This is a genomic window from Paenibacillus sp. Marseille-P2973, assembly GCF_018101095.1.
Classification (GTDB): domain Bacteria; phylum Bacillota; class Bacilli; order Paenibacillales; family Paenibacillaceae; genus Fontibacillus; species Fontibacillus vini.
Genome location: NZ_JAGQEH010000010.1, coordinates 98205 through 124965, shown reverse-complemented (window position 1 = coordinate 124965; position 26761 = coordinate 98205). Strand labels below are relative to the sequence as shown.

Sequence of the window (26761 nt, the reverse complement as noted above, 5' to 3'; positions counted from 1 at the left end):
CACGCTCACAGTGTCAAGCGGCACAAGGGTTTGATGGATTGGCTTACAACGGTCGATCACAAGAAAATCGCTATCCTGTATTTGGTAGCGGGCGGATTGTTCTTCGGCATCGGCGGGATTGAGGCGCTGATGATCCGGGTACAGCTTGCCAAACCTATGAATGATTTCGTAACAGCCCAGCAATTTAACGAATTGATTACGATGCACGGAACGACCATGATTTTCCTAGGGGTTATGCCTATTATCTTCGCCCTCATGAACGCGGTAGTACCGCTTCAAATCGGGGCGCGGGACGTAGCGTTCCCTTTCTTGAACTCTCTCGGGTTCTGGACATTTCTGTTCGGCGGACTGCTGCTTAACCTTAGCTGGGTTATGGGCGGTGCTCCGGATGCCGGATGGACTTCTTATACGCCGCTGTCATCCTCGACGTATAGTACGACTCACGGGGTGGACTTCTACACGATCGGTCTGCAAATCGCCGGTCTCGGTACGCTGATCGGGGGGATTAACTTCCTGGCGACGATTATTACGATGCGTGCACCGGGTATGTCCTTTATGCGTATGCCGATGTTCACATGGACCGCTTTTGTCACTTCGGCCATGATTTTGTTCGCATTCCCGGCAGTCACAGTTGGTCTCGTCTTGCTGACCTTCGACCGGATCCTTGGTGCAAACTTCTTCGATGTTGCCCAGGGCGGGAACCCGGTATTGTGGCAGCATATTTTCTGGATTTTCGGTCACCCTGAGGTTTACATACTGATTCTGCCAGCGTTCGGGATTATCTCCGAGGTAGTCAGTACCTTCTCGCGCAAGCGCCTGTTCGGATACAGCTCGATGGTATTCGCTACGATCCTGATCGCTTTCCTGGGCTTCATGGTTTGGGCGCATCACATGTTCACGACAGGTATGGGACCGGTGGCGAACGCCCTGTTCTCCATCGCGACGATGCTGATCGCGGTTCCGACAGGGATCAAGATCTTCAACTGGCTGTTTACAATGTGGGGCGGACAAATTACTTTCAATACGGCTAATCTGTTTGCTGCCGGATTTATCCCGACTTTCGTAATGGGCGGGGTAACCGGGGTGATGCTCGCTTCGGCGCCGGCGGATTATCAATACCATGATACGTATTTCGTAGTAGCGCATTTCCACTATGTTATCGTTGGTGGTCTGGTACTCGGCTTGTTCGCCGGGTTGCATTATTGGTGGCCGAAAATGTTCGGGCGCGTATTGAATGAAGGACTCGGCAAATTGGAATTCTGGACGTTCATCATCGGTTTCCATTTGACGTTCTTCATACAGCATTTCCTTGGTCTTATCGGGATGCAACGCCGCGTATTTACGTATTTGCCGAATCAGGGCTTTGACCTGATGAACTTGATCAGTACAATCGGGGCGTTCCTGATGGGCGTTGGCGTTATTGTCTTCCTGATCAATATTGCAATTTCGTTCAAGCAACCGAAAGGCGTGGACGGCGACGTGTGGAAAGACGGACGTACGCTGGAGTGGGCGATTCCTTCGCCTCCGCCTGAATATAACTTCAAGCAGACTCCGCTTGTTCGCGGAATCGATGCTTTCTGGAAAGAAAAGATGGCCGGCAATAAAGAAATGACGCCTGCTGAACCGGTCGGTCCGATTCATATGCCGTCCCCGACGATTTTACCGTTCGTCATGTCGGTTGGATTGTTCATCGCCGGCCTCGGCTTCATGTTCACGAATGACGACTTTGGCAACAGCTTGCTGAACTTCCTGTTCGGCAACTACATTATTACAGGCATCGGCCTGGCAATTACTTTCGGTTCCATGCTGCTTCGCTCGCTCTTCGACGATCACGGCTGGCATGTTGAACCCGAAGAATTGAACGACAAGGGGGTAAAAGCATGACGACACCTCGTGCACAACAGGCTTCCAGCGCGCTTCCCCATGAACCGGAGAAAGCGACGCTGGAAGGACGCAACAAAGTGCTTGGCTTCTGGCTCTTTCTTGGGGGCGAGGCGGTATTGTTCGGAACCCTGTTCGCTACCTTCCTGACGCTTCGGAATCAAGTGGCCGATGGGCCTTCCGCAAGCGAATTGTTCAGTCTGCCGATTACCGCGGCCGCTACGTTCATCCTGCTAGTCAGCAGCTTGACGAGCGTCTTTGCAATTCAGGCGATGCATCGGGGCAACCGGACATCGTTGGTTCGTTGGCTCGGACTTACCGTATTGCTAGGTCTTGCGTTCCTGGCTCTGGAAATATACGAGTTCGCGGAGTATATAATTCACGATGATTATGGAATGACCACGAGTGCGTTCAGCTCGGCGTTCTATACACTCGTCGGGTTTCACGGGGCGCACGTATTGTTCGGGATTCTCTGGATTTCGATTTTGATCGGACAGTTGTTCAAGAAAGGATTGACCGTGGTTACGGCACCGAAAGTATACGTATCCGCTATGTACTGGCACTTTATCGACGTCGTGTGGGTATTCATCTTCACGGTGGTTTACCTGCTCGGAAAGGTGGTAGGGTAAAAGATGACAAACCACGATTTGAACGACGGAAGCGCGGTTAAGCACCGCCATCGTCATGAGGGACCGCAAAAGCATATCATTGCTTTCGTCTTCTCTATCATCCTGACCTTGATCGCCTTCGCTACAGTGGCCGCCGGCGGCGTCAACATCGCGTTTACGGTGCTGCTCCTGCTGGTGATGGCAGTACTTCAGGTACTTGTCCAGCTCGGGTACTGGATGCATTTGAAAGATAAAGGCCATATGATGCCAATCGTCTTCATGGCCGGAGGATTTTTTGTCGCAGGACTTGCGATTATTGCCGCGCTATATTGGATGTGGTGGTAAAATACAAAGAGGTGGGCTTGATATCAAGCCGCCTCTTTCTTCCTATTATGGGCCAGTTCACAAATTGGACAGAAAAACTAAGCGACGGAGGGAGGGTTAAGTGTGCTGGGGTTAGAATACTTTAAATTTGCGGATGTTTGGAGCCCTGTATTTCTGGCGGTCATGCTGCTCATCACGGCGGGTTATTTGGTGCTGACGGGACCGCTTAACGAGAAATTCGGACAAGGAAAGCCTGTATCCGCCGGTAAAAAGGTTTTATTCGTGCTGGGAATGGGCGTGCTGTATATGGCTCAGGGCGGGCCTGTGGAACTATTGGGGCATATGATGTTCAGCTTCCACATGATCAGCATGGCGCTGTCTTATCTGGTCGCCCCGCCGCTCCTGATGCTCGGTCTTCCCGAGTGGATCTGGCGCGGGGTTTCGTCCTTTCTTGGCAAGGGCCCGCTGCGCCGCTTGAAGTTTTTGACTCACCCGGTCGTTGCCGCCGTCGTGTTTAACGGGCTGTTTTCCTTTTATCACCTGCCTGTTGTACATGATTATGTGATGCTTCATTTTGGGATTCACCGCCTGTATTACATCGTACTGTTCATAGCCGCGGTGCTCATGTGGTGGACGCTCGTCAAACCGTTGCCGGCTCACGGTGATGCGCAGGGTTTGAAGAAGATGGGCTTCATCTTCCTCAATATGGTCTTGCTGACGCCTGCGTGCGGACTGATTATTTTTGCGCCGGAAACCTTGTATGCTACCTACAGCGACCCTGTCATTTGGTCCAAGGCTATGGGATACTGCATTCCCGGAGATACGTCGATGTTGCTTGACCGTTTTGGAGGACCTGAGTTCTTCGGCTATCTGGAGCCGCGGATCGACCAGCAGGTCGGGGGCATTCTGATGAAATTCATTCAGGAGATCATCTTTGCATCGATGCTGGCTTATGTATTCTTCCAATGGTACAGGCAGGAGAACCGGGAGGAAGAGGACGAACAGCTGCCCGACGATTTAAAACTGAATCAAATTTGATATTGATGGAAGCATTGTGGACAGGAGGATTCAAATGGATTTGTTTACCTTATTCCCGACGATCAGCACCTCGTTTATCGTAATCAGCGCCGTGCTTGTTGCGATTGGTTGGGGCTTGATTATCAAGGGGAAACGGGAGGCGCACAAGAAAACGATGATCGCCGCGGCCGTTGCGGCGCTGCTCTTTTTTATCATCTACATGTCGCGGACCGTGTTTATCGGCAATACGTCCTGGGGCGGACCTGAACATTTGAAGGTCTATTATCAAGTGTTCCTCGTTTTTCATATCATATTGGCCACGGTGGCTGCGGTATTCGGGATTACGACCCTCGTTCTCGGATTCAAGGCAAAGTATGCGAAACACCGCAAATGGGGCAGAACCACTTCGGTAATTTGGTTTTTCACCGCAATTACCGGTGTGATGGTATACGTGCTGCTGTACATGCTGTATCCCGGCGGACATACGAAGCCGGTATGGGAAGTTATTTTTGGATTATAGAGCTGGACTTAGCCAAGAAGCCGCTGGAGCGATTTTGCTCCGGCGGTTTTTTTGTGCTGCTTTTATTGTGTAGCGTCTTTCATGCACTGTCGCTCATGTACCGTCTTTCATGCACTGTCTCTCCTATACCGGCCTCTCACTCTAACGAACCGTAGTGAGCTTATTAGCAGAAAAATGGCCCATTACCATATCTAACGAACTTAAGCGGCGTTATTGAGCAGGTTTAGGCGTGAAAAGTGGCCCTTTGCTCGGAATAAGGTAACTGGAGTTCCTTAGAATCACAATTAGCGGAATTATGACCAAATAAGGTTTGCTGAGTTCGTTAAATGCGTGAGGCCAGAACAAACCGCAGGTAGGTAGAGGACGTGTGGGGTGGAAGTTGCCATTTTATTTTGTGGAAAAAATAGGGTTGACGGAGGAATAAGCACAGTATATACTGTGTATAAAGATATAAACAGTAAGCACACCTAGTGAACACTAAAGGAACACTTATAAGCCGGGCGCGATTCATAGTGTCGCCGGATTACATTTTTAGCTGAAGAAGGGTGATTGAACTTGAAGGAATGGAAAGACGCCTGGATAATTTTTGCAAAGGATTTGCGGCTAGATCGAATGTATCTAGTATGGAACTTAGTCTTTATGATTTACACGGGAGTGATGATGAGCACTCTGTTCCACTCCCGGGAAGAGGCCCGGGCGGTGATGAATCCGATGGCGGATTTCCTCTTGCTGATACTGGTGCCGATGGTCGGATTTTATTTTTCCAGAAGATCATTCAACTACATTAAAGAGGATTCGTACACCAAAATGCTCCTCCATTACAGAACACTGCCGATTCCGGACACAACGATTATGAAGAGCCGTTTGATCCAGTTCGCCACGGCAATTCCGTTAAACAGCCTGATCTTGTTCACGACGGTCTACTTCATGTTCGTTGCGATGGGCATCAAGATGGGCTTGGCCCAGTACCTCGCCTTTGTATTAACTTGGATCGGTTATGTGCTGGCAATGAACGGTCTTTATATCTATTTTGAATTTATGAAAAAAGGCAGAACATACTTGTGGATGATGGTGCTCCAATTGGTTGTTATCGCTGTAGGCGCCTTCGCGGTCAGCTGGTTTGACGGCAATTTGCTGCAATGGACGCTGGATTATTCCGAGCGGCATGCGCTTTTGTCCCCGGTCATGTGGGGAACTCTAGTAGTAGGAGCCGTGATTTTGAGCATATTCTGTTCGATAACGCGGAGGTCGCTGAATAAGCGGGATTTGGCACGATGAAGAATGTGGGTGTGTCGCCAAAAGCGGAGGTGAGTTAGGAAGGTGTGGATTCCCATTCAAATCAATGAAAACAGCGCTGAGCCATTGTATCATCAAATCGAAACACAGCTCAGGTCATTAATAGTAAGCGGACAGATCGAAGAAGGAACCCTGCTTCCCTCCATTCGTGAATTTGCCGGCAGCTTGAATTGCAGCGTCATTACGGTCCGAAGGGTGTATCAAGATCTGGAGAATGAAGGATTGCTGCGGACGCGGCAGGGGACCGGGACGTTTGTGGCGAGCGTCGGAGCGGGGGAGCGCGATGAATATCGCCGGACAGTCGTTCAAGAGGCGGTGGAAGTGGCCGTGGATACGGGGATTTCGGTCCAGTATGGAGAGGAAGAACTGAAGCAGTTGTTTTTACAAATTTTAAATAAAAAGTACAAGGGCACTGACGGAAAGGGGGCATCCCAATGAATGGAATAATGGAACAGAAGATGGCCATCGAGTTTAACGGCGCCTTAAAAAAAGGAAAGAGAAAGCCGATCGGGCCGATTAACCTGCAGATTCCACAAGGTTATGTAGTTGCTCTAGTCGGCCCCAACGGTTCCGGCAAGAGCACTATGCTGAACCTAATGCTGCAAACCATTCATCCGGATGCCGGTGAGATTTCCTGGTTTGGGGAAAAGGCTAAAGAAGCCCTGTCCCTGTCGATAAGACAGCAAATCGGGTACGTTCCCGAGAATCCGACGCGGGAAGAGCACTTTATGACCGCTGAAAGTGCGGCTAAATTCAGAGCCCACTGGTATCCGACCTGGGATTGGGAGCGGTTTGAAGCACTGATGACCCGGTTTGAAGTACCGCGCGGTGAACGGCTGAACCGGATGTCGAAGGGGGAGCGGCGCAAGTTCGAAATCGCTGCCGTACTCGCGGCCAAGCCGAAGCTGCTGCTGCTGGATGAACCATCGTCCGGACTCGATCCGTTCGCCTGGAAGGATATGATCGATGAGCTTCGGGCGTGCTTGGACGGGGAGGATGTGACGATCGTTCTGTCAACCCATATCGTGGAGGAAGTCAAACGACTCGCCGATTATATCGTACTGGTCCATCACGGACAGATTGTAGGCATGGCTGAGAAGGACGCTCTTTTTGGCAGTTGGAAAGAGGTCTGGATTCGCGGAGCGCAATCAGATGAACTGAAGAGCATTCCCGGCGTTTTGACCTGCAGGGAGGACGGTCCTTCCATTACGAAGCTTGTAGTAAGCGATAGCTTGGAGTTTGAAGAATGGTGCGAGCGCGAACGGGCGAACGTCCATATCATTAAAAGCCGCAGCCTGGAGCTGGAGGAAATATTGCAGCTTTGGATTCAAGGACATCAACCTGGACAATCAAATTAGAAATGAGGGGTAAGCGATGACAAAGCCTTTAGTTTTGGAACAGGTAGTTAAGCAATTCGGAGAAAAGACCGCGGTCAGCGAAATTTCGCTTCAGGTGGAACAGGGAGAAATTTACGGGCTGCTCGGAGCCAACGGTGCAGGCAAAACGACGACGATGCGTATGGTGCTCGGCCTGATTTATCCCGACAGCGGCCGGATTCTATATAACGGAAAGCCATATGGAAACGAGCTTCAGCATCAAATGGGATACTTACCCGAGGAACGCGGGCTTTATCCGAAGGTAAAAGTGAGTGACCAAATTATTTATTTAGCCCGGCTGCGCGGCATGTCAGCGTCCGAGGCCGACAAGAACCTGAAATATTGGCTTGATCGTTTTGAAGTGCCTGAGTATTACGACAAGAAGATCGAAGAATTGTCTAAAGGGAATCAGCAAAAGATGGGCTTTATCGCCGCCGTTGTCCATAAGCCGAAGCTCGTTATCATGGACGAAGCGTTCAGCGGGCTCGATCCGGTCAACGTAGAGCTGTTGAAGGCGACGGTAAAGGAATTGCGCGACGAGGGCACGAGCATTTTATTCTCCACTCACCGCATGGAGCATGTGGAGGAGCTGTGCCGTAACATCACTATCCTCGACCGTTCCAAGACCGTGCTCCAGGGCAATCTGACGGAGATCAAGAAACGGTACCCGCGGGAGGAAATCATCTTAAATACCTCTACGCAAGTCGTTGGATTGGAACAAATTGCAGGAGTCAGCGGCGTAGAACGCAAGGAACGGGGATATCTGATCAAGATTTCCGATGTGGCGGCGGCGAAGGCTATTTTACGAACGGCGATGGAACAAAGCGAAGTGGAACACTTCGAAATCAAAGAACCGACCTTGAATCAAATATTCATTAAAGAAGTGGGTGAATCGAATGAATAAAATGAGCACAGTGATCGGATTTACCTTTTTAAACAAAGTCAAAGCGAAATCATTTACAATTACTACCCTGATATTGGCGTTGCTGGTCACGATCGGCCTGAACGTACCGTATTTCATCGATAAATTTACCGGGGATGACGGCCCGGCAGCCATCGGGCTCATTCACAGCAACCAACCCGAACTGGCCGGTTCACTGAAAGCTTACCAAGACAAACAAGGGGAAGGGACTACCGGGTTCACACTGGTGGAATACGACCAGGCAGATGAACAGGTCCTTCAGAAAGATATTGAAAGTGGAAAAATAGACGGGTACCTGCAGTTTGGCGAAGGCACGGAAGGCGCGTTCCCAACCGTCACGTATATTTCCAAGAAGGACAGCATACCGCAGGGACTGCAAACCTCGCTGCAAGCCGCCCTGCAAAGCGTGAAGGCCGAGTATATCACCAAAGGAACGCTCAATGACGAACAGATTGCCGCGCTGACATCTCCCGTTCAAATCGAGGCGATGAAGCAGGCGGTGGCAGGAGGAGAAGGTGCTGCTGCGAGCGGGGAAGCCAAGCATGAAAAAGCGGCAACGATTAACTTTGTGATCGTCTACGTGCTGGTCATCCTGTTCTTCATGACTATTATGATGACGGGGAACATGATTGCTGCGGAAGTAACGGCGGAGAAGAGCTCGCGCATTATGGAAATCCTCATTACGAGCGTATCGCCGCTGGCTCAAATGTTCGGCAAAATTATCGGCATGTTCTTTATAGGATTGCTCCAAATCGCTATCTTTGCGGTGGTGATCGCGATTAACGTCTCGCTGCCTCATAATAGTTCCGTCCTTGCTGATTTTAATATGGATTTATCGCAAATCAATGTTGAAGTGCTGGTGTTTGGTCTTATCTTCTACATCCTCGGTTACTTCCTGTACGCGACGCTGTTTGCCGCTATCGGCTCGCTCGTTAGCCGGACTGAAGAGCTGGGTCAGGCGATCATGCCGATCACGATGCTGTCGCTGGCTGCCTTTTATATCGGTATTTTCAGTCTGGCAGCACCGAATTCCACGCTGCTGAAGGTAAGCAGTTATATCCCGTTCTTCTCACCGGTGTCCATGATTGTACGGATCGGTGTGGGCGATACTCCGGTTTGGGAAATTTTGATTTCGATGGCGATCCTGATCGTAGCCATTTTTCTCTTCGGCTGGCTGTCCGCTAAAATTTACCGCACGGGAGTCCTGTTGTACGGGAAGCGTCCAACGCTTAAAGAGCTTCGCAAAGCAATGCGTGCTTATAAAATTTAAGGAGGAATATTCAATGACAAAGTACAAAAATTCAAGTTATCTCATCAATCTGGCCGGTATGATACTAATTGTGGCAACAATTCTTCTGCGCCGCAGCGATGTCCATGTGAGCGACTTCCTCATGGGTTTAATGAATGGAGCGGGGATCGGGTTAATCCTCCTTGGGTTATTCCAGTACGGCCGCAAGCGGTCGAAAGCTCAGTAATCGTCGGTGTAGCAATAACAGGGTGAATAGTTACTTAGAAACATAAAAGGAACCGGCCTGATGGTCGGTTCCTTTGTGTTATAGATTAAGCGGAAGACATCAAACTTGAACAAGAAGTAAGGGAGTGGGTACGTTATACATGGAAGGCAGTTGCTTGTGCTTGTTGAAAACGGCGGCCTATAGTAGTATCTGTTAGTAGTATCTAACACGAGGTGAAAATAAATGAACGATAACAACAAAGTCGGCGTTTTATTCGTCTGTCTGGGGAATATTTGCCGCTCCCCTATGGCGGAGGCGATGTTTCGGCATTTGGTGGTCGAAGAGGGATTGGAGCAGCATTTTCTGATCGATTCCGCAGGGACCGGAGACTGGCATGTTGGTAAGCCGCCCCATCACGGAACAAGAACGATTCTGGATCAATACGGCATATCTTATGAAGGACTGCAAGCGCGCCAGGTGGCAGTAGAGGACTTTACGCAGTTCGACTATATCATAGCGATGGATAATCAGAATGAGAGCGATTTGAAGACGCTGGCGCGCCAAGCGGATGCGAAGATTATCAAGCTGCTGGACCTGGTTCCGGATTCCGTCCTTAAGGAGGTTCCCGATCCTTATTACACCGGCAATTTTGAAGAAACTTACGATCTGGTCGGCAAGGGGTGCAAGGCCCTGCTGGAACGGATCCGGCGAGAGTCTGCTGTCCTGTAAGTTGAAATTGAATATCGAAGCGAGACCCATTCCGAACGGTAGAATTCGGGGTGGGTCTTTTTGTTGGCAAAGCCGGTGGTACCTTTGGGGTGAATTTGAGCCTGCTGGAATGGCACTCGCGCACAAGAAGCCAACGTATTGATTGTTGAATTTGATGAACTGATATGTTTTGATTAGAAAAGATGGAGTAGAGGAGAGCGGACGACAAAGTGCCGCTCTCTATTTGTTTAGGAAGCTTTGGTAGAACTTTACGACAAAGGGATGAATGCGTTATGACGGACAATGAACCAGTCAGATTCAAGGGAGAAACGCTGCAACCGCTCACCATAGGAGTGGTCGATGGTCTGAGGGACAAGGAAGAAGGCGTGTTATGTTGGCTTGGCGTTCCTTATGCCGAACCGCCGGTCGGAGAGGCGAGATGGAAATCTCCTGCGCCGGTCAAGCCCTGGACAGGAATCAGGTCCGCTCGCCGGTTTGCCATGCCTTGCGCGCAGATGCGCGACGGAGCAATGATCGGAAGCGAAGATTGTTTATATTTAAATGTTTGGCGTCCGGATCATACAAGAACCGATCTTCCGGTATGGGTATATGTCCATGGCGGCGGAAATCAGAATGGTTCGGGTGAGGACTTTTGTGGCGATCGCCTTGCTGTCGCGGTCGATGGCATCGTGGTCTCGATCAACTACCGCCTGGGCCCGTTCGGTTGGTTTTCCTGGAGCGGGCTATCTACTGGTGACGCCGAGAATGATTCGGGGAACTATGGCTTGCTGGATATATTTCAGGCATTACGCTGGGTCCGCGAGCATATTTCCAGTTTCGGCGGTGATCCGGACAATGTTACCTTGGCGGGACAATCGGCCGGAGCAAGGAATATTCTGGCCTCGTTCATATCGCCTTGCGCGGAAGGACTGTATCACAAGGCGACCGTGTTTAGCGGTGGACTGACTTTAGCGAGTAAAGCGCAGGGGGAGGCCTATGCGGAAAAGCTCCTTTCCAAGTTAGTCATGAAGGATAGGTATGAAGCGAATACGATAGAAGCTCGCCGTTATTTGCACAACCTGTCGCAAGCGGACAAGGCCGCTTACGCCCGAGGGAAGAGCGCGGAGGAACTGCTCTTGCATTGCGAACCGGCCGAGATTCGAATGGAGGCGTTCCCTCACCTGTTCATGGACGGGAGCGTCATTCCGAGGGAAGGCTTTAATCGGCTTGGCCAGGGAAAATACATAAAGGTGCCCCTGATGCTCGGTTGCACGATGGATGAATTCGCAGGATTTATTTTTAATAATGACATGTTTGCAGAATATGCTCGGGATCCTCTTAAACAAGCCGATTCGAAGGAAGCCGCGCTTTACGGAAAAGCGAACTCGTTCGGCAGCCGGCTATATGCGGGATTCAATGCAGATGAGGTGGCTGAGGCATTGGCCGGGAATCGGGATCAGCCCTTCATTTATGTTTACCGCTTTGCCTGGAGGCCCAGCGCGGCTTTTTCGGGTGGTGTGCTTGCGGCTCTGGGGAGTACGCACGGGGCGGACATGGATTTCTGGTCCGGTCATACGAATCATTGGCTGGTTGAAATTCCTGGGGAATCTTATTATAGCGAAGCCGATAAAGCCGGAAGGGCTAAGCTGACCCATGCGATGAGTGCTTATTTGAAACGATTTTTGCGCGAAGGCTCCCCAAACGGCGAACCGGGGTTGCCGGAATGGGAACCTTGGAATTCCAAAGAAGGCGGGACGACGGCAATGATACTGGATGCCGATCGTAATGAGGTTAAGTTGCATATGAGCCGTGAAAAGTATGACTCGGGCAAAATCTTGGATGAAATGGCAGCCGTACTTTCGGATGAAGAACACGAGCTCATCGCCGAACGTTTGTTTAAGGGACGCTTCTTCTGGGAAGGTAAATTTAAATAGGGATTGTTTGCCCTAATTTACAATTTTCAAAAAGATCATATCCTCCAAAAAGATGACCGACGGAAGGTCCGTGGCAAATCGTCTAATTCATATAGCAGAAAGAGCCTCCGCAGGCTGGGGGCTCTTTTGCTGTCTTTGCACTATTCTTAGGGTTTGACAAGTACGGAAGGATTTATTATTATTTATACCCATAGGGGTATTCTACATGAGATGGAGGGACTCCGATGTCAGATCAAGAAATTCAATACTCGGATGATTTAAAACGCCGCCTGAAAAGGATTGAAGGCCAGGTGCGTGGGGTGTTGCGGCTTATGGAGGAAGGCAAGTCTTGCAAGGACGTTGTCAGCCAGCTTTCCGCTGTTCGCAATGCGTCAGATAAGGCGATCGCACAGATCGTGGCGGACAATTTGCAGCATTGTCTGCTGAAGGAACAGGCTGAAGGCCATACTACTGAGAAGCTGGTTAAGGAAGCTGTAGAGTTGCTTGTAAAGAGCAGATAGTAACATACAAGGAGATGATTTGATTATGAGTTTTCAACCCGATAAAGAAATATCCGCCCATGATTTGGCCGAACGGCTGGGGCGCGGAGAAGAATTGAATATTGTTGACGTACGTGAGCCTGTTGAGTGGGAAGAAGGCCATATCCCGGGAGCCAAGCACATTCCGTTAGGGCAATTACCCCAGAGACTCGAGGAGCTCGATCCTAAGCAAGAGTGGTTTATCGTATGCCGCAGCGGGGGACGGAGCGGGCTTGCGTGTGAACTGCTCTCCGAAAGTGGATACAACGTGGTAAATATGACCGGAGGTTTGCTGGCCTGGAGAGGCGAGCTGGTCTAAAACATGATGATACTGATGTTTGCCGTCCTGCTGCTGGGCGCCGGCGCCGCAGGCTTATGGCTGGTGCACCGTTTCTGGCCTGTAAAAGGGCTGGCTTACGTGGAGGCGAGCAAGCTCCGTGAGACGCCTGAAATCCCAGCCGAGGCTAAGATGGTCGATGTCCGTGATGCGTACTTCTATGAAAAGTGTCATGTCAGCGGCGCGATCAACATTTCGATCGGGAGGCTCCCGTTCCTCTGGAACAAAGAGTTGTCTCCCGATGAACCGGTAGTCATCCTCTCGGACAGCTTGCATCAAGGAAGAAAAGCGGCAAGACTCCTAAAAAGCCGGGGCTTTCAGGAGATCTACGCGGTGCGCGGGAAATTCTGTGCTTAGGTCACTCGAAACTGTATGCGTTTGTGAATATAGGCCTAGTGAAGTGAAACTTTTATCCTCTGCCTGACGTTTACATGAGTAGCATGTAAATCAAGCAAGCAGTTAGGAGATTAAGTATGCAAGTTATGCAGCCTGAGTCCGCATCGCTGCCCAGCCGTTCTTCGGTTAGGAAGGGGAAGGGGACTAACAAACGTAAACGCAAGAAAAGCAGGCGAAAGGGAGGATTTCTCCGGTTTGTCGGCAGAATGATCACCGTAATGATGCTATTAGGAGTACTTGCGGTCATTTGGCTATTCCTTACGCCTTCGGGTAACAATATGCGCTTCCTTATGGCGGATACTTTGATTACAACGCAGCATCGTCATTGGGCGAAATATATAATAGGACAAGCGGAACTGGATAAGCGGGTTGCCGCATACCAGCAACAGTTTGACGAGATGGGCACGGAAAAAGACACCCATACGATCAATCTGCCTGATCAGGTAGAAGAGACGGAAGAACAAGCGGAGAAACCGTTGATCGAAATAGAGGAGGTCTCCGGCACCGGGTATCGCGGTTACGTACTGACGGTGAACGATCCGACGAAAATCCGACTGGGTGTTCCGGCCAAACGCGGTAAAGGAGAGAAGGTATCCAGCATGGTTGCCCGAACCGGTGCAGTAGCCGGAGTAAACGGAGGCGGGTTTGCCGATCCGAACTGGAAGGGCAACGGCTTTAAACCGATCGGGGTCGTCATCTCGCAAGGGAAGCTGTATTATAACGGCATTAGCAACAATGCATCGACCCAAATTGTCGGTCTCGACAAACAAGGGAGGATGATCGCCGGTAAATACACGCTCGACGAGCTGGATAAGCTGGGCATCCAGGAAGCGGTGACCTTCCAGCCGCGGATCATCGTCAACGGCAAGGGCCAAATCCGCAGCCAGAAGGACGGCTGGGGTATCGCGCCGCGAACGGCGATGGGCCAAAGGGAAGATGGTGCAATTCTGTTTGTCATTATTGATGGACGCCAGCCAGGATACAGTATCGGAGCCAGTTTGTACGACGTTCAGCAGATCATGCTGGATCATGGCGCGGTCATAGCGGCAAACCTGGACGGCGGGTCTTCCACGGTATTGGCTACCAAAGACGGAGAGATCGTCAACAAGCCGTCCTCCGAATACGGTGAACGGTATTTACCAACAGCGTTCCTGGTGTTCGATGATCCCGATGCGGTAGACATCCCGAACATTTGGGAAGGCTTACGTCCGCAGGATATAGATGCAGGCAAAAAATAAAACCGGCACCCTATACACCGGTATCATACACGCGTTGCTCCCAAGCATTCAGATGCTTTGGCGGGCAGCGCATTTTTACTTCTGGTGCGCTGGGAACGGATCGCTGCGATCCCTTTTGATCGCGTGATCCGGCTCAAGCCCGCCGTTTTGGGACTGGACTAATACTCTAATGTGCTCCAATGCTCTAATGCTCTAATGTGGCTCTAATGCTCTAATGTGGCTCTAATACTCTAGGTGGCTCTAATGCTCCAGTGTGTGCTCTAATGCTAGGGTGTTCTCTAGTACTCCCATATGTACTCTAAGCTCTAGTATGTAAACTAACTAATGCTCAAGTACGTTGCTCTAAGGTTCAGTGTGTTCTCTAGTGCTCCAATATGTACTCTAAGCTCTAGTATGTAAACTAACTAATGCACTAGTATGTGCTCTAATGTTCCTGTGTTTTCTCTAACGCTCCAATAAGTGCTCCAATGCTCTAGATCTAAACAAACTAATATTTCTAGTTACTTATCCCGTTTGAGCCAGGGTTAGCAAACTCGCGTGAAATTAACTGTATTTCCTACATCTATTTTTGGTGATTAGCTCTCAACGATAAAAATAACTGTAAAACCTACAGTTATTTGCATCCAATCTGCCCGAAAGTGTTGGAAAGCGTAGAATTAGCTGTAAGTTTTACAGTTAAATCGCAAAAAGTGGTCCTTTCTCGCAAATTAACTGTAGGTTATACAGCTAATTGCATCAACGGGGCAAGGGAGGCAGCCTGCCTGGTCAGCTGGGCCTGTGGCCTATGTGCCCCGTGCCCTTTGCGGCCTCCGTGCCTGCGTGGACGTTGAGTCTCCCCGGCCCTCGCGGTCTACGTGCCCGGCCCTCGCGGTCTACGTGCCCGGCCCTCGCGTCCTCCGCGCCCGGCCTGGGTGGCCAATCGCTCCTTCGCCCCCTCGTCCCTCACGGCCTCCGCACCACGGCCGCCCCGCGGCCAAGCGCGCCCCGCCCCTCGTCCCTCACGGCCTCCGCACCACTGCCACACTCGCCCTACTTGATAAACACGCCTCCAAACGGAATTGCTTCGCGCAAGAAGCGCTTAACGATCCCGTCGTTATTGTCCAGGTCGCGCTCGAGTTCCCGGCTTCCGCCGCCGGATTGGATCAGTACCGAGCCGTGGCCGGTGATTTTCCACTGGTATTTCATATGCTGGCTCGCCAGATGGTTGCCGTATACGGACAACTCCAGCTTGGCGTTTTCGGGATAAGCGATCACGCAGCCGGCTTCGACGTACAGCGGTTGATCAGGGGAGAGGGGAAGCTCGAGCACCTGCCCTTGCGTCAGAATGCCGATCTGTCCGTCGCCGGAAAACTTCATTTTGACGGCATCGCGGGTAATCATCATATTTTTCATGCTGAGTAATCGGGTTTCCATACGAACGCCGTCCGTATAAAAAAAGAGATGCCGGAAGTCATACAGCAAATCGCTTTCGGCGGTCAGCTTGATCGGTTTTAGCGTGATAGAAGGCGGCATCGCCGCCACAAATTGGCAGGTTCCGGTGAAGTCGGCCCGGATCAGCTTTTTTTTGCGGTACATGCCCTTCACATTCATAAGTTTGTCGCTCCGGCATCCGGATGGGCCTCTGAAGGCGATGACCTGAGCCGGATGGAGCACATGGAGTTTCTCTCCTTCATGGACTTTGAAGGTAACAGCTTGTCCTCCATAGCCCGAGGGTTCGTTATCGTACAAAATCTCCATCTTGCGAATCCCTCCGTTTCTATTGGGGAAAGGCCTTTTGTTGGAGCCTGATCACCACTTTAATCGGCAGTTATCGCCGGAGCACCACGCGGATGATCCGGAGCAGAATGAAATATCCGGCAAGCAGAAGCACTCCCGTGAGGATCAGGATCCGGGTCTTCCGGGCGCTGGCCTCGCGGGCTTGCTGGGCTTCCGTCAAAGCCGCTACCGATGCGCTGAGCTCCCGGTTCTGTTCCAACAACGCCTCGTTTTGCTGCCGATACGCTTCCATGGTCGATTCCGCTTCTGCCAGCTTGTCCTGCGTCATTTGATAACTGGCTTTAAGCTCGTTTACTTCATCGGGAAGCTCCGAAAGTTCCTTAACTCCCTTATACAGATCGCTGAAGTATCCGGCATGGGCACGGGGTTGATTCGGAAGAAGCGGGCCGCCGGTCAGTAGAACGGAGCAAACCAGCAAAGCGCAAACCGCAGTTTTTACAAATGGGATTGAGCACAGTCTCATCCTTCTCCACCTCCTCAGGGATGCTTATGCAGGATCCTTTCACGCACTTGTCCCACATCCACCTCAATAGTTCATCTTGTCTACAGAATCTATATCTATATTTCAATATTACGAACCGATTTGCGAAAAAGTTTCCGTATCCTTTATTTACACCTAAACAGCAGGCATATAAGCAGAAAAAGATCGTCTTCAGCACAGGGATTACCCGGGAAGACGATCTTTATATAAAGGTGAATTACAAATTACATGGAATAACCATGTTTACGTAAATACATGATAGCGACCGTCCGCGGACCGCAATGACAGGAGATGGCACATCCGCCCTCGATCACGGCTACTTCGCGCACGTCCGTCTTCTCCATCAGCGTTGTTTTGATATAATCGGCTGCTTTTTCGGCGAGAGTTTGCGCCACAATAATTAATTCCCGGTCCACCTTGTGAATATTGTCCGTAAAATTTTGGAGCATGCGCTCCACCGCTTTTTCGGTCTTGCCTCTATATTTATCGGCGGAAATGACGAACCCTTCCTTAATGCGCAGGACGGGACGGATTTTCAGAAGGCTGCCGATCATATGCTGCACATTGGAAACGCGTCCGCCTTTATGAAGATAATCCAGGCTGTCGACAAGCACCTCGATTTCGACACGATCGCGAAGCTCCTCCAGCATAACGGCGATTTCGCTTGCCGGGAGCCCGGCTTTGGCCGCTTGAGCCGCCTTCATAACGAGCAATGCGACGCCTCCGGACACATTTAGTGAATCAACGACGACCACGCGTCCCTCGGGCAGCTCATCTGCGGCGATCAGGGCGTTCTGGTAGGTTGAGGAGAGCTTGGATGACATGCTGATAAACAGAATCGTATCGCCTCGCTCAATCCAGGGCGAGAAGGCCGCAATAAAGTCTGCGGGGGACGGTGCCGAAGTGCGGGGCAGTTCCCCGGACTCGTCGACCCTCCGGTAAATATCGGTTGTGGTGATTTCAAGTTTGTCCTTGTAAGCAGTTTCACCGAACACGACATAGAGCGGAACGACTCCGATATCGTATTGATTCATCCAGGATTCCGGGACATCGGAGATACTGTCCGCGAAGATTTTCACTTGTGTCAACGCATTTCCTCCATTAATAGATTTAGTAGTTTAATAGGATAGCTTTCCTTGATTATAGATGACAGCCGTCTTATACGCAAAATTATCGATCAAGGTAAAATTTGTCGCGTATCCGGACAGTTAAACTTACCCTTTATTCCAGGCAAAACGCTGCCTGTACTTCCGCGGAGCCATCCCCTCGAACCGGGTGAAACTGGCGGTGAAATAAGCGGCATGATTGAAACCGACCTCCTCGGCAACCCGCTCCACGGGCAGATCCGTCTGAATCAGCAGCAATTTGGACTGATCGATCCGCAGTCGCAGCAAATAGGTTGACGGCGAACAGCCGAAGACCTTTTGCATGCAGCGGGCGATGTACACCGGGTGAAAGTTAATGGCCTCTCCCAATTGCTTGGCGGAGAAGGGCTCGCGGTAATGCTCACGCAGGTAAGAGGCGGCGCGCTCGGCACAGGCGGACTGGGGGGAAGGGCCGTCGGCTCCCAGGGAAGCTGAGAGCAGCATGATGACGTCCTGGAACAAGGCTTGTTGTCTTAACCTGACGCTCGCCAGATGAATATTCCGGTTCATCTCATTTAATTCGCTAATCGTTTCGGCCATCTTTTGCGGCTGGGCCAACTTAGTGAACTGGGGGAGAGCAATGTTGTAAGGAGTTATCTCAAAAGGCGGGAGCGATAAATACCCCGGTTCCCCCTCGGGATAACGTCCATGGCAGGCAAGGTAATCCTCTTCCTCAATGACTTTCCAATCTCCGAGGATTTGAAAATGCACCCAATAATGCAGCGTCTCTTCCTTACAGCCCATATAAGAGTAATGGGAGCTGTCGGGGCGCAGAATCAGCGCGTGACCCTCAGTGATTTCATATTCATGGCCCCCTTCCTCAACGTAGAGACAACCCTGCACCACGACCAGCAGATCGAAAGCGCCGATATTTTTACGGCTGGGATGCTTGCCGCCTACCGGAAGGGGGGAGAATCCGCTAATAATATAATGCGGTAGCGGGGGGGCTGTGAACTCGATAACAGACGGCATGGGGCACCTCCGGATATTTCGATATTTTCAGGTTGGAATTATTAAAGATTGAGTTGTTTAGCTGATACATTGACTTAACTATAGCATCTATAATGTGATTCATGCTACAAAGTTTAAATGCGGGCAGGTAGAACCGTCCCCGTTCTATCAGGAGGTTGTAATAATGATGAAAAATAAAGGCAGCGAGAAAAACAAATTTTCCCTGTGGCTGCTCGCATGGCCCATCTTTATCGAACAGTTTTTGCAGTTTTTACTCGGATCGGTCGATACGCTGATGGTGAGCCGGATTTCGGATAATGCGGTAGCCGTGGTTGGGTTCTCGAATCAGCTGTTTAATGCCTTGATGACACTTTTTGCGACCGTCGCAAGCGGAGCAGGGATTGTCATTGCTCAAAAAATCGGTTCGCGCAAAGAGGAAGAAGCGCGTTCTGTCGCGATTATTGCTTTTAACGTTACGGTTGCTATTGGCGTCTTCCTCAGTATCCTGCTGATCGCGGCTCCCGAGCCGATCGCGAGAATGCTTCAGCTTCCGGATGAATTGATTCCGTTAGCGAAGGTGTATATCTCCATTGTCGGAGGCGGGATGATCCTCACCGCAGCTATGGCGGTACTCGGGACAGCGATCCGAAATACGGGAAACACCAAAGGGCCGATGATGACGGCGATCGGCATGAATTTCATTCACATTATCATGAACTATGGTTTCATTTTCGGTGCTTTCGGGTTCCCGCAATGGGGGCTGACCGGAGTGGCGATCTCCACCGTGATTAGCAGACTTCTAGCCACAATCGTCTTGTTTGTCATTTTCCTGAACTCCTTTCAACGAAAAATCGGACATCGCGATTTCAAAATATTTGACCGCAAGCTGTTTAAGGAAATTCTGGCCATCGGCTGGCCGCTCGGCGTCAACTCGGCGAGCTGGGTATTCTCTCAACTGGCGATATTCTCATTCCTTGCGATGCTCGGTTCAACGGAATTGGCGGCGAGGACGTATATGAACACACTGGAGTCGTTTTGCTTCCTGCTCGGATTCTCGCTGGCTCTGGCCGCGCAGATCCAGATTGCCCATCTTTATGGGGCGGGGAAGACCAAAGAAGCGTATCATGCCGTATTTAAAGTGCTGAAGGTCGGTTTACCGCTCGTCATCGTCAATGCGTTTATACTGGTCCTATTCGGTCGGAACGTGCTCGGATTGTTTACGAAGGATGTCGATATACTGAACCTTTGCACTTCGCTGTTATTGTTGAACCTGCTGCTTCAGCCGGGAAAAATGGTCAATATGGCGATCGGCAACTCGCTTAATGCGGTCGGGGATACCAGGTATACGATGAAAATCTCCCTGATCTTCATGTGGCTTATCGCTACGGGATGCTCTTATTTATTCGGCGTATCGTTAGGCATCGGCATCATTGCCATTTACTCCTGTATGATCATTGACGAGTACGTGCGTGGCGTGCTGTCTTTCTTCCGCTGGAGAGGCCGCAAACATTTGCGGATGAAGGAAGCGGACCTTCAGAAAGAGAGGGAAGAGCAGCAGTGCCGGTGCAATGAAGGTATGGCTAGTCCGGCGCTGTAAAATAAAAAGTGGAATGCATATAAAAAAGCCGTGAGAAGGGGCATCCCCTTTTCACGGCTTTAAATTTATAACAATAGGTCGGAGTCTCTCTTATTTGGTTTCCTTCACCCGGTCGGGAAGCTGCTTCACGTAGCTGTCGGACATGCGCAGAAGTTCCAGCGCCCGGTTGTATTCATTCTCCGTCGTCAATGCCTGACTCACGCCGCCTTCGGCGAACGGATACTGGGTTCCGTCCTCGTACCAGACGCCCGGCATAAACAAGGCTTTATCGTTCAGGAACGAGCCGGAAGGCAAGTAGTAACGTTGTGGAATCAGGTTATAGCTTTGATTGAAAATATCTTCTCCGAAATGGATGTGATCCTTCATCGAAATTCCCATCAGATTGGCGACTGTCGGCAGGATATCGACCTGTCCGCCTACATTTTCGTGGACGGTTGGTTCGGCAACGCCAGGAGCGGAAATGATCAACGGAATATTGATCATATCGATGTATCCGTAATCGCGTCCATAGATTTCATGCATCAGTTCCAGGCCGTGTTTGTCCAGCGAGTACATCGGCAGTCCAAGGTGATCGCCGTAAATGACCACAACGCTGTTATCCCATATTCCTCTTTGCTTCAGATCGTCGATAAATTGGCCAAGCGCATAGTCTGCGTAATTTTGGGAACGAATATAATCGCCGACCATGTTGTCTTGGAAACGTTCAGGCAATGTAATCCGGTCCTTGTCATGAGGCATCGTAAACGGATGATGCGCAGTCATAGAGATAACCTGGGAATAGAACGGCTTGCCTGCTTGCTGCATATTGTCTAGCTCTTCAGCGGTTTTCTTGTACAACACTTCATCGGAAGGTCCGAAGAATACCGTATCTTCTTGTCCGAAGAACTTTTGATCGTAATACCGGTCGAAGCCGAGCGCATTGTATAACTCGCCGCGGTTCCAGAATTCAACCACATTCGTGTGGAACGTTGCGGTATCATAACCCTCCGATTTCATCATCTTCGGAAGGCTCGGCAGCTCTTTATCCGGATAGTTCTGCGTGGCGGCTTCGTTGTAAGGAATGTAGAATGAAGAATTCACTACGAATTCGGCATCCGATGTATTCCCTTGGCCGACCATTTGATAAAAGTGCTTGAAATACTGATTATCCTTCACCAGCGAGTTCATGACCGGCGTAACTTCCTGTCCGTCGATCTTTAAGTTGATCAGGAAGTTTTGGAAGGACTCCAACTGGATGATTATGAGGTTTTTTCCTTTTGCCGCGCCAAAATACTTCGGTTCAGCCGGCTGACTTACCCCTTTCAGCTGGTCGATCTTGGCTTGCGTAATTTGTTTCTTGTCCACCAGTTCTTCTTGCTTGCTGGAGAAGATCGCGTAAGTTTCGTAATTCAGAATGCCCATTTGCTCGGCCTGCTTGATTTCGTTCATGCTGGCCCGGTTTGGCCAAACGTTGAAGATGCAGAGTGCGACCGAAATGCCGAAGACAGCCGCGAGGGCGCCGGTACGCAGTCTTTTCATATTAAAATAAGCTTTCAGCTTCTCGGCTCTTTTTTTGCGAAGCAGCCAGAAGCCGATAATGACGATATCCACAAAAATTAACAGATAGTAAGGTGCCAGCAGGGAAAACACGCTGTTACTGACCGCTGTAACCTGGTTGACTTGCTGAAGCGCATGATAAGTAACGATGACACCGTAATATTTATGATACATGATAGCGGCGAAGAAGACCGCGGTGACGATGAGGTTGACCGTCAGATAAATGCCCATTTTACGTTTGGAAGAGAACCATTCAATGAGGCAGAACAGAATCCAGATGAACGGAAGCTCCTTCAACAGCGGGCCCCATGGCGGGATACCGTCAAAAATGGAGACCCAGGCCAAATACGTTTTAAGAATCATGATCAGGGTAAAAAAGACAAACGGCTTTGTATTGCCCAGCCTGATACGGTTTAGAGCGGACACAGTACGATCCATCCTTTCGCTTTATCTCTATTTGTTTAATATTTAACGCAGCGATTACACTTCAAACACCCTTAATATCATACATGAAATGAATCAAAGATGAAAATAAATCAATTCACACATTTAGCAAGAAATTCCATGATAAACACAGGTAACCATTCCTTTGTTGGCGTTATTGACTTCTACCCGCTGTTTTTGGTAAATTGAAGACATCCGCAAGTAGGATTTTAACCTCTGATTAGGAGAGATTTTGATGTCGGTGAACGTTCTTAACTAATTAACTTCATATGGACTGTAAGACAGGTCGCTCGGGAATGGTGTCTTCCGCTTTTTTTTTCGGGAGAGAAAGGTCCCTTTATTTTTTGCGCCCATTTCAGTCTATTGATTTAGTTAAGAACACACGCAGAACATCATTCAGCGCTTTGACCGCTGTTTGTTTCTTCGGAGAACGAAGCCGAAGCCGTGCTGTTTATCAGCGCGGCTTTTTTTGAGTTTACGAGGGGCAAACATTTTTACTGCTTGCGGGAGAAGAAGGGCAAAGGATGGCATTCGTGCTGTCTTTTGCCCTTTTTTTGTTATCGAACTACATCAAATCGGGAGGTATTCAACCTTAATGGAGAATTTCACTTTAAACATGTTGGAATATGAAAGCATCAAACAGGAACTGATAAAATTTGCCGTATCGTACGAAGGCCGGGCAAGGATTGAGAAGTTAGCGCCAATGGAGGAGCTCAGAGCGATTGAGAGGGCGATGGGAGAAACCGCAGAGGCCCGCGAGCTGCTCGGAAAAGGCTCCAGCATTCCTCTTCCGTCCCTGGACGGAATCGAACTGGTCATGTCGCTGATGGGTACGGGATATCTGTTTAAGGAACAGGATTTAATGGCGGTGTCGACCTTTTTGCAAAGCTGCGGCCAATTGAAGAAATACATCGAATCGAAGGGAGAAGCGGCTTGGCAAATCGGCATATATGCGTCCTCGCTGCGGGACCTTCCTACGATAAGGCAGGAGATTCTGCGTTGTATCCGCCATGGCGTGATTGTGAATGACGCGAGCCGGGAATTGGAGAAGGTGCGCCGGAAGATCGAGATGATCAAGGAAAAGATCGGTAAAAGGCTTCAATCCGTCATGTCACGGTATGCCTCCATTTTGCAGGAGAACATCGTCAGCGTGAGAGGAGGAAGATATGTTATTCCGGTGAAAAAGGAGTTCTACAGACAAGTCAAAGGCCGGATGCTGGATCAGTCGACCAGCGGGCAGACGGTGTTTATGGAGCCGGACGACATTTCTGCCCTGCAAGGGGAGCTGGAGGCCCTGCAAGGAGAAGAAGCCAGGGAGGAGGCCAAAATTCTCGGCTATCTGACCGATCTGGTGGAAAAAGAGGCCGATGAGATCGCACGGAACATCGAGATTACAGGGACCTATGATTTTATTTTCGCCAAGGCGAAATATGCGGCTTCCATCAATGGGGTTCCGGTTGAATTGAACGACCGGGGAGAGACTGTGCTCCGGGAAGCTAGACACCCGAAGCTGCTGGCAAGCATGGTGCCGCTGGATCTGGAGATCGGCGCACGTTATAAGACCTTGATTATTACGGGACCCAATACGGGCGGGAAGACCGTTGTACTGAAAACGTTCGGCCTGCTTGCGCTCATGGTGCAGTCGGGATTGCTGGTCCCGGTGGGGCGGGGGAGCAAATTCTCGGTATACCGCGGCATCAGGGCTGTTATCGGGGACGGGCAAAATCTGGAGCAGTCGCTCAGTACGTTCTCGGCTCAAATCCAGAGCCTGGTGTCGATGCTAAGAGAGGCGGGGCCGCATACCTTGCTGCTGATCGACGAACTGGCAGCGGGAACCGATCCGGGGGAAGGAATCGCCTTGTCGATCGCCATTTTGGAGGAATTCAGCCGTAAGAACGCTACCGTTCTGGTGACGACGCATTTCAATGAGCTGAAGACGTTCGCTTCCAGAGCGGAGGGGTTCGAGAACGCCAGAATGGAATTTGACGCCGAGACGCTGCGGCCGCTGTACCGCCTGACGATCGGAAGGTCCGGTCAAAGCTATGCGATCGAAATCGCCAGGAAACTGGGGATCAAGGCCGATATTATTGCCAGATCCCAGCATATCGTAAGCCGCCAGATCGGTGAGGGCGGTAAGGTTTCGCTCTGGGATGAAATTGTTCCGGAATCTGAAAGGAAAAGTGAGGTTGCTCAGAATGCTCACTTGAGGAAAGAAGAGGAGAGGGCTGCTCTTACCTCCAAAGAAAGAGAAAAGGAACAAGAGGACACTCCGGCTGAAGTAAGTGAAGGGAAGACGCCGCCGGTGAAATTTGAGGTTGGTGACGCCGTATTCGTCACGGCCTTCGGCAAAATCGGCATCGTCTGCGAACCCGAGGATTCCAGAGGAATCGTCGGGGTGATGATTCAAAAGCAAAGAGTGAAGATAAACCGCAAAAGACTTAAGCCTTATCTGAAGAAGGAAGAGCTCTATCCGGAGGATTATGATTTGGACATCGTGCTGGACTCCAAGGAAAACCGGAAGAAACGCAAGCTGATGGGCAAGCGGCATGTGGAGGGATTGGAAATCATCCGGAGACCGGGCGAGCAATAAGCGGGAGAGGAATAATAAACGAGATGAACGGAATCGACAAGAGGAACAAGCTGGAAGAGCACCCCTTCCTATACCGGACGGCTAAAAACGGAGCTGTATTTTTGGAGTACTTCGGTAAAGTGGTTAAAATGTTAAAAGGGAAAGAGGCGGAACGCTTTCTGGAAAAAGTAAACGCGGCGAAAGATGAGAAGGAATTACAGTTGCTTTTGGCGAAAGCGACAGGCAATTTTAAACGAGGGAACGAACGGCCCTTGAAGATGTAGCTGGTATGAATAATGGCCTTCTTGGAGAAGAACTGCTCCAAGCAAGGCCATTGTTATTGCAGTCTGAGACACGATTATATTGCGGTCTAGAACAGGGCGAGCGGAGTTTCGAGCTGCTTTGTCAGAAGCCCGGCAAAGCGTTCCAGGAACGACTGGTCCAATTCGTCGAATCGCCCTTTTAGCGGGCTGTCGATATCCAGTACGCCAAGAAGCTGGCCTTCCTTTACAAGCGGAATAACGATTTCGCTGTTCGACGCAGCATCGCAGGCGATATGCCCTGGAAAGGCATGGACGTCTTCGATACGCAGCGTTTCACGGCGTTCGGCGCTGGTTCCGCACACGCCTTTGCCCATGGGTATACGAATGCAGGCCGGAAGGCCTTGAAACGGACCCAGTACCAGCTCGCGCCCGTCGAATAAATAAAAGCCTACCCAGTTAATATCCTGTAAAAAGTAATGGAGAAGTGCAGAGGCGTTGGCCAGGTTGGCGGCGGCGCTCCGCTCTCCTTCGATCAGCGCTTGTAGCTGGGACAGAACTTCGTTCTGTTGCTCCTCGCGGGAGCCTGCAAGTTCAGCGGCATGAAACATAGCTGGAATTCCTCCTTTATCTGTACAACTCATTATACTGAATAACTGCTGTTTCCGCCTACTTTCCGCAGGGTAATTTAAAATTGAACGATCTAACGCCGGAAAGGGGAAAACATCATGCGCGCCGACGTGCAAAATTTGTTTATTCGAATTCATATGCTCCATCAGGCTACGCTTGAGGATCTTACTGTTAGCGATACGCTTCCGCTATTGGAGGCGCAAGGGTATAAAGTGGGAGAGCGCGAAGTGAAGCAGGAACTGGAACGTTTAGCGGAAGACAATTTTCTCACCTCTCATGATGATGTATACTCGATGACCGGCGCTGGGAAGGAAGAATTGAAGGAGATCCGAACCGTGCTGAAAAAGCTGTGCGATACAGTGAATCAGCCGGAGAAGGAAGACAAGGCCGGCGTAAATTCGGTCTAGGCGAAGGCGTGGCAAGGAGGCTGTCTCAAAAGGTTTTTACACCTGAGAGTCAGCCTCCTTTTTTTGGTTAAAAATTTTACACGCAACGACAAAGTGTGCTAAATTTTTTAAAATTTGCAAAATATGTTTTTTGCATCATGCATTAAAATGGGCTTTAAGTACGAATTCAAAAGACAGGTTTGGAGGTTTGAACAACCTCTCTATGAAGATAAAGAAGGTGAATTGCATGGTCTATCCCTCCTTCAAGAGCTTCAATCGAACGCCGGGGCGCCCGAAGGTCAGCGGCGAACTGATGGATATGATTGAGCATCTGCGGTCCGAATTAATGAACGCTGCCGAACAGGAAGATTTCAACAGCGTTACGGTAGTGGAATTGAGCCAGAGACTGGATCAGTATATTGTAATGGCTCAGAATCAAATGCTTGGGAGATGAGCC

General features: G+C 50.3%; 28 protein-coding genes. 22 read left to right on the top strand and 6 right to left on the bottom strand.

All coding sequences use genetic code 11. The features are described from left to right. Positions 1-33: 33 nt before the first annotated feature. From ctaD to KB559_RS18570, 17 genes are all read left to right on the top strand, one after another. Positions 34-1884 carry a cytochrome c oxidase subunit I gene (gene ctaD, locus KB559_RS18650; RefSeq protein ID WP_211023926.1) on the top strand — a complete coding sequence of 617 codons (1851 nt, stop codon included), beginning with the start codon at positions 34-36 and terminating at the stop codon, positions 1882-1884. Then, positions 1881-2510, top strand: a complete 630-nt coding sequence (locus KB559_RS18645) for a cytochrome (ubi)quinol oxidase subunit III (RefSeq protein ID WP_211023799.1) — start codon at positions 1881-1883, stop codon at positions 2508-2510. Before ctaD ends, KB559_RS18645 begins: the two co-directional genes overlap by 4 nt. A 3-nt stretch (positions 2511-2513) precedes the next feature. Further along, positions 2514-2834 carry a cytochrome C oxidase subunit IV family protein gene (locus KB559_RS18640; protein ID WP_211023796.1) on the top strand — a complete coding sequence of 107 codons (321 nt, stop codon included), beginning with the start codon at positions 2514-2516 and terminating at the stop codon, positions 2832-2834. A 102-nt stretch (positions 2835-2936) separates the two neighbouring features. Continuing rightward, positions 2937-3851: a cytochrome c oxidase assembly factor CtaG gene (gene ctaG, locus KB559_RS18635; protein WP_211023794.1), complete on the top strand. Its 915-nt coding sequence runs from the start codon at positions 2937-2939 to the stop codon at positions 3849-3851. A gap of 34 nt (positions 3852-3885) precedes the next feature. Beyond that, positions 3886-4350: a DUF420 domain-containing protein gene (locus KB559_RS18630; RefSeq protein WP_211023792.1), complete on the top strand. Its 465-nt coding sequence runs from the start codon at positions 3886-3888 to the stop codon at positions 4348-4350. A gap of 555 nt (positions 4351-4905) precedes the next feature. After that, positions 4906-5628 (top strand): hypothetical protein, encoded by a 723-nt coding sequence (locus tag KB559_RS18625; RefSeq protein ID WP_211023790.1) that lies wholly within the window; start codon positions 4906-4908, stop codon positions 5626-5628. Positions 5629-5670: 42 nt separating this feature from the next. After that, positions 5671-6084, top strand: coding sequence for a GntR family transcriptional regulator (locus KB559_RS18620; RefSeq protein ID WP_211023789.1), 414 nt, complete (start codon positions 5671-5673; stop codon positions 6082-6084). After that, positions 6081-7004: an ATP-binding cassette domain-containing protein gene (locus KB559_RS18615; RefSeq protein WP_348772936.1), complete on the top strand. Its 924-nt coding sequence runs from the start codon at positions 6081-6083 to the stop codon at positions 7002-7004. The genes KB559_RS18620 and KB559_RS18615 overlap by 4 nt, the downstream gene beginning before the upstream one ends. 16 nt (positions 7005-7020) lie before the next feature. Continuing rightward, positions 7021-7926, top strand: coding sequence for an ABC transporter ATP-binding protein (locus tag KB559_RS18610; protein WP_211023787.1), 906 nt, complete (start codon positions 7021-7023; stop codon positions 7924-7926). Continuing rightward, complete coding sequence (locus KB559_RS18605) at positions 7919-9214, top strand: ABC transporter permease (RefSeq protein WP_211023785.1); 1296 nt, start codon at positions 7919-7921, stop codon at positions 9212-9214. The genes KB559_RS18610 and KB559_RS18605 overlap by 8 nt, the downstream gene beginning before the upstream one ends. Positions 9215-9227: 13 nt before the next feature. Next, positions 9228-9419: a hypothetical protein gene (locus tag KB559_RS18600; protein ID WP_211023783.1), complete on the top strand. Its 192-nt coding sequence runs from the start codon at positions 9228-9230 to the stop codon at positions 9417-9419. A gap of 222 nt (positions 9420-9641) precedes the next feature. Next, a complete protein-coding gene (locus tag KB559_RS18595) occupies positions 9642-10127 on the top strand; it encodes a low molecular weight protein-tyrosine-phosphatase (RefSeq protein WP_211023781.1) in 486 nt (161 codons plus the stop codon). Between the two features lie 272 nt (positions 10128-10399). Then, complete coding sequence (locus KB559_RS18590; RefSeq protein ID WP_211023779.1) at positions 10400-12040, top strand: carboxylesterase/lipase family protein; 1641 nt, start codon at positions 10400-10402, stop codon at positions 12038-12040. A 224-nt stretch (positions 12041-12264) separates the two neighbouring features. Beyond that, a complete protein-coding gene (locus tag KB559_RS18585) occupies positions 12265-12540 on the top strand; it encodes a metal-sensitive transcriptional regulator (protein ID WP_211023777.1) in 276 nt (91 codons plus the stop codon). A 25-nt stretch (positions 12541-12565) separates the two neighbouring features. Next, entirely contained in the window at positions 12566-12877 is a 312-nt protein-coding gene (locus KB559_RS18580) for a rhodanese-like domain-containing protein (RefSeq protein WP_211023775.1), read from the top strand. Positions 12878-12883: 6 nt separating this feature from the next. Beyond that, entirely contained in the window at positions 12884-13252 is a 369-nt protein-coding gene (locus tag KB559_RS18575; protein WP_211023774.1) for a rhodanese-like domain-containing protein, read from the top strand. 125 nt (positions 13253-13377) lie between these two features. After that, the gene (locus KB559_RS18570; protein WP_211023922.1) at positions 13378-14529 is read left to right on the top strand and encodes a phosphodiester glycosidase family protein; all 1152 of its coding nucleotides are present in this window, start codon (positions 13378-13380) and stop codon (positions 14527-14529) included. Positions 14530-15558: 1029 nt separating this feature from the next. On the opposite strand, the gene KB559_RS18565 is transcribed toward KB559_RS18570, so the two are convergent. From KB559_RS18565 to KB559_RS18550, 4 genes are all read right to left on the bottom strand, one after another. Continuing rightward, positions 15559-16266, bottom strand: a complete 708-nt coding sequence (locus tag KB559_RS18565) for an AIM24 family protein (protein WP_211023772.1) — start codon at positions 16264-16266, stop codon at positions 15559-15561. 70 nt (positions 16267-16336) lie between these two features. After that, the gene (locus tag KB559_RS18560; RefSeq protein WP_211023770.1) at positions 16337-16768 is read right to left on the bottom strand and encodes a hypothetical protein; all 432 of its coding nucleotides are present in this window, start codon (positions 16766-16768) and stop codon (positions 16337-16339) included. A 242-nt stretch (positions 16769-17010) separates the two neighbouring features. Then, on the bottom strand, positions 17011-17874 hold the full coding sequence (locus KB559_RS18555) for a DegV family protein (protein ID WP_211023768.1): 864 nt from the start codon (positions 17872-17874) through the stop codon (positions 17011-17013). Positions 17875-18000: 126 nt separating this feature from the next. Next, on the bottom strand, positions 18001-18903 hold the full coding sequence (locus tag KB559_RS18550) for a helix-turn-helix transcriptional regulator (protein ID WP_211023766.1): 903 nt from the start codon (positions 18901-18903) through the stop codon (positions 18001-18003). Between the two features lie 163 nt (positions 18904-19066). On the opposite strand from KB559_RS18550, the gene KB559_RS18545 reads away from it, so the two are divergent. After that, positions 19067-20479 carry an MATE family efflux transporter gene (locus KB559_RS18545; protein WP_481856470.1) on the top strand — a complete coding sequence of 471 codons (1413 nt, stop codon included), beginning with the start codon at positions 19067-19069 and terminating at the stop codon, positions 20477-20479. Between the two features lie 90 nt (positions 20480-20569). Here the strand turns inward: KB559_RS18545 and KB559_RS18540 are convergent, their stop codons facing one another. Continuing rightward, positions 20570-22441: an LTA synthase family protein gene (locus KB559_RS18540; RefSeq protein WP_211023764.1), complete on the bottom strand. Its 1872-nt coding sequence runs from the start codon at positions 22439-22441 to the stop codon at positions 20570-20572. Between the two features lie 613 nt (positions 22442-23054). Here KB559_RS18540 and KB559_RS18535 point away from each other — a divergent pair. Together KB559_RS18535 and KB559_RS18530 are read left to right on the top strand one after the other, a co-directional pair. After that, the gene (locus KB559_RS18535) at positions 23055-25049 is read left to right on the top strand and encodes an endonuclease MutS2 (RefSeq protein ID WP_211023763.1); all 1995 of its coding nucleotides are present in this window, start codon (positions 23055-23057) and stop codon (positions 25047-25049) included. A gap of 23 nt (positions 25050-25072) precedes the next feature. After that, positions 25073-25312, top strand: a complete 240-nt coding sequence (locus KB559_RS18530) for a hypothetical protein (RefSeq protein WP_211023761.1) — start codon at positions 25073-25075, stop codon at positions 25310-25312. 86 nt (positions 25313-25398) lie between these two features. On the opposite strand, the gene KB559_RS18525 is transcribed toward KB559_RS18530, so the two are convergent. Beyond that, on the bottom strand, positions 25399-25899 hold the full coding sequence (locus tag KB559_RS18525; RefSeq protein ID WP_211023759.1) for a GAF domain-containing protein: 501 nt from the start codon (positions 25897-25899) through the stop codon (positions 25399-25401). Between the two features lie 117 nt (positions 25900-26016). Between KB559_RS18525 and KB559_RS18520 the strand changes: the two genes are divergently transcribed. Together KB559_RS18520 and KB559_RS18515 are read left to right on the top strand one after the other, a co-directional pair. Beyond that, positions 26017-26325 carry a hypothetical protein gene (locus KB559_RS18520; RefSeq protein ID WP_211023757.1) on the top strand — a complete coding sequence of 103 codons (309 nt, stop codon included), beginning with the start codon at positions 26017-26019 and terminating at the stop codon, positions 26323-26325. Between the two features lie 202 nt (positions 26326-26527). Continuing rightward, positions 26528-26758 (top strand): aspartyl-phosphate phosphatase Spo0E family protein, encoded by a 231-nt coding sequence (locus tag KB559_RS18515; protein WP_247681941.1) that lies wholly within the window; start codon positions 26528-26530, stop codon positions 26756-26758. The last annotated feature ends 3 nt before the right edge of the window (positions 26759-26761 follow it).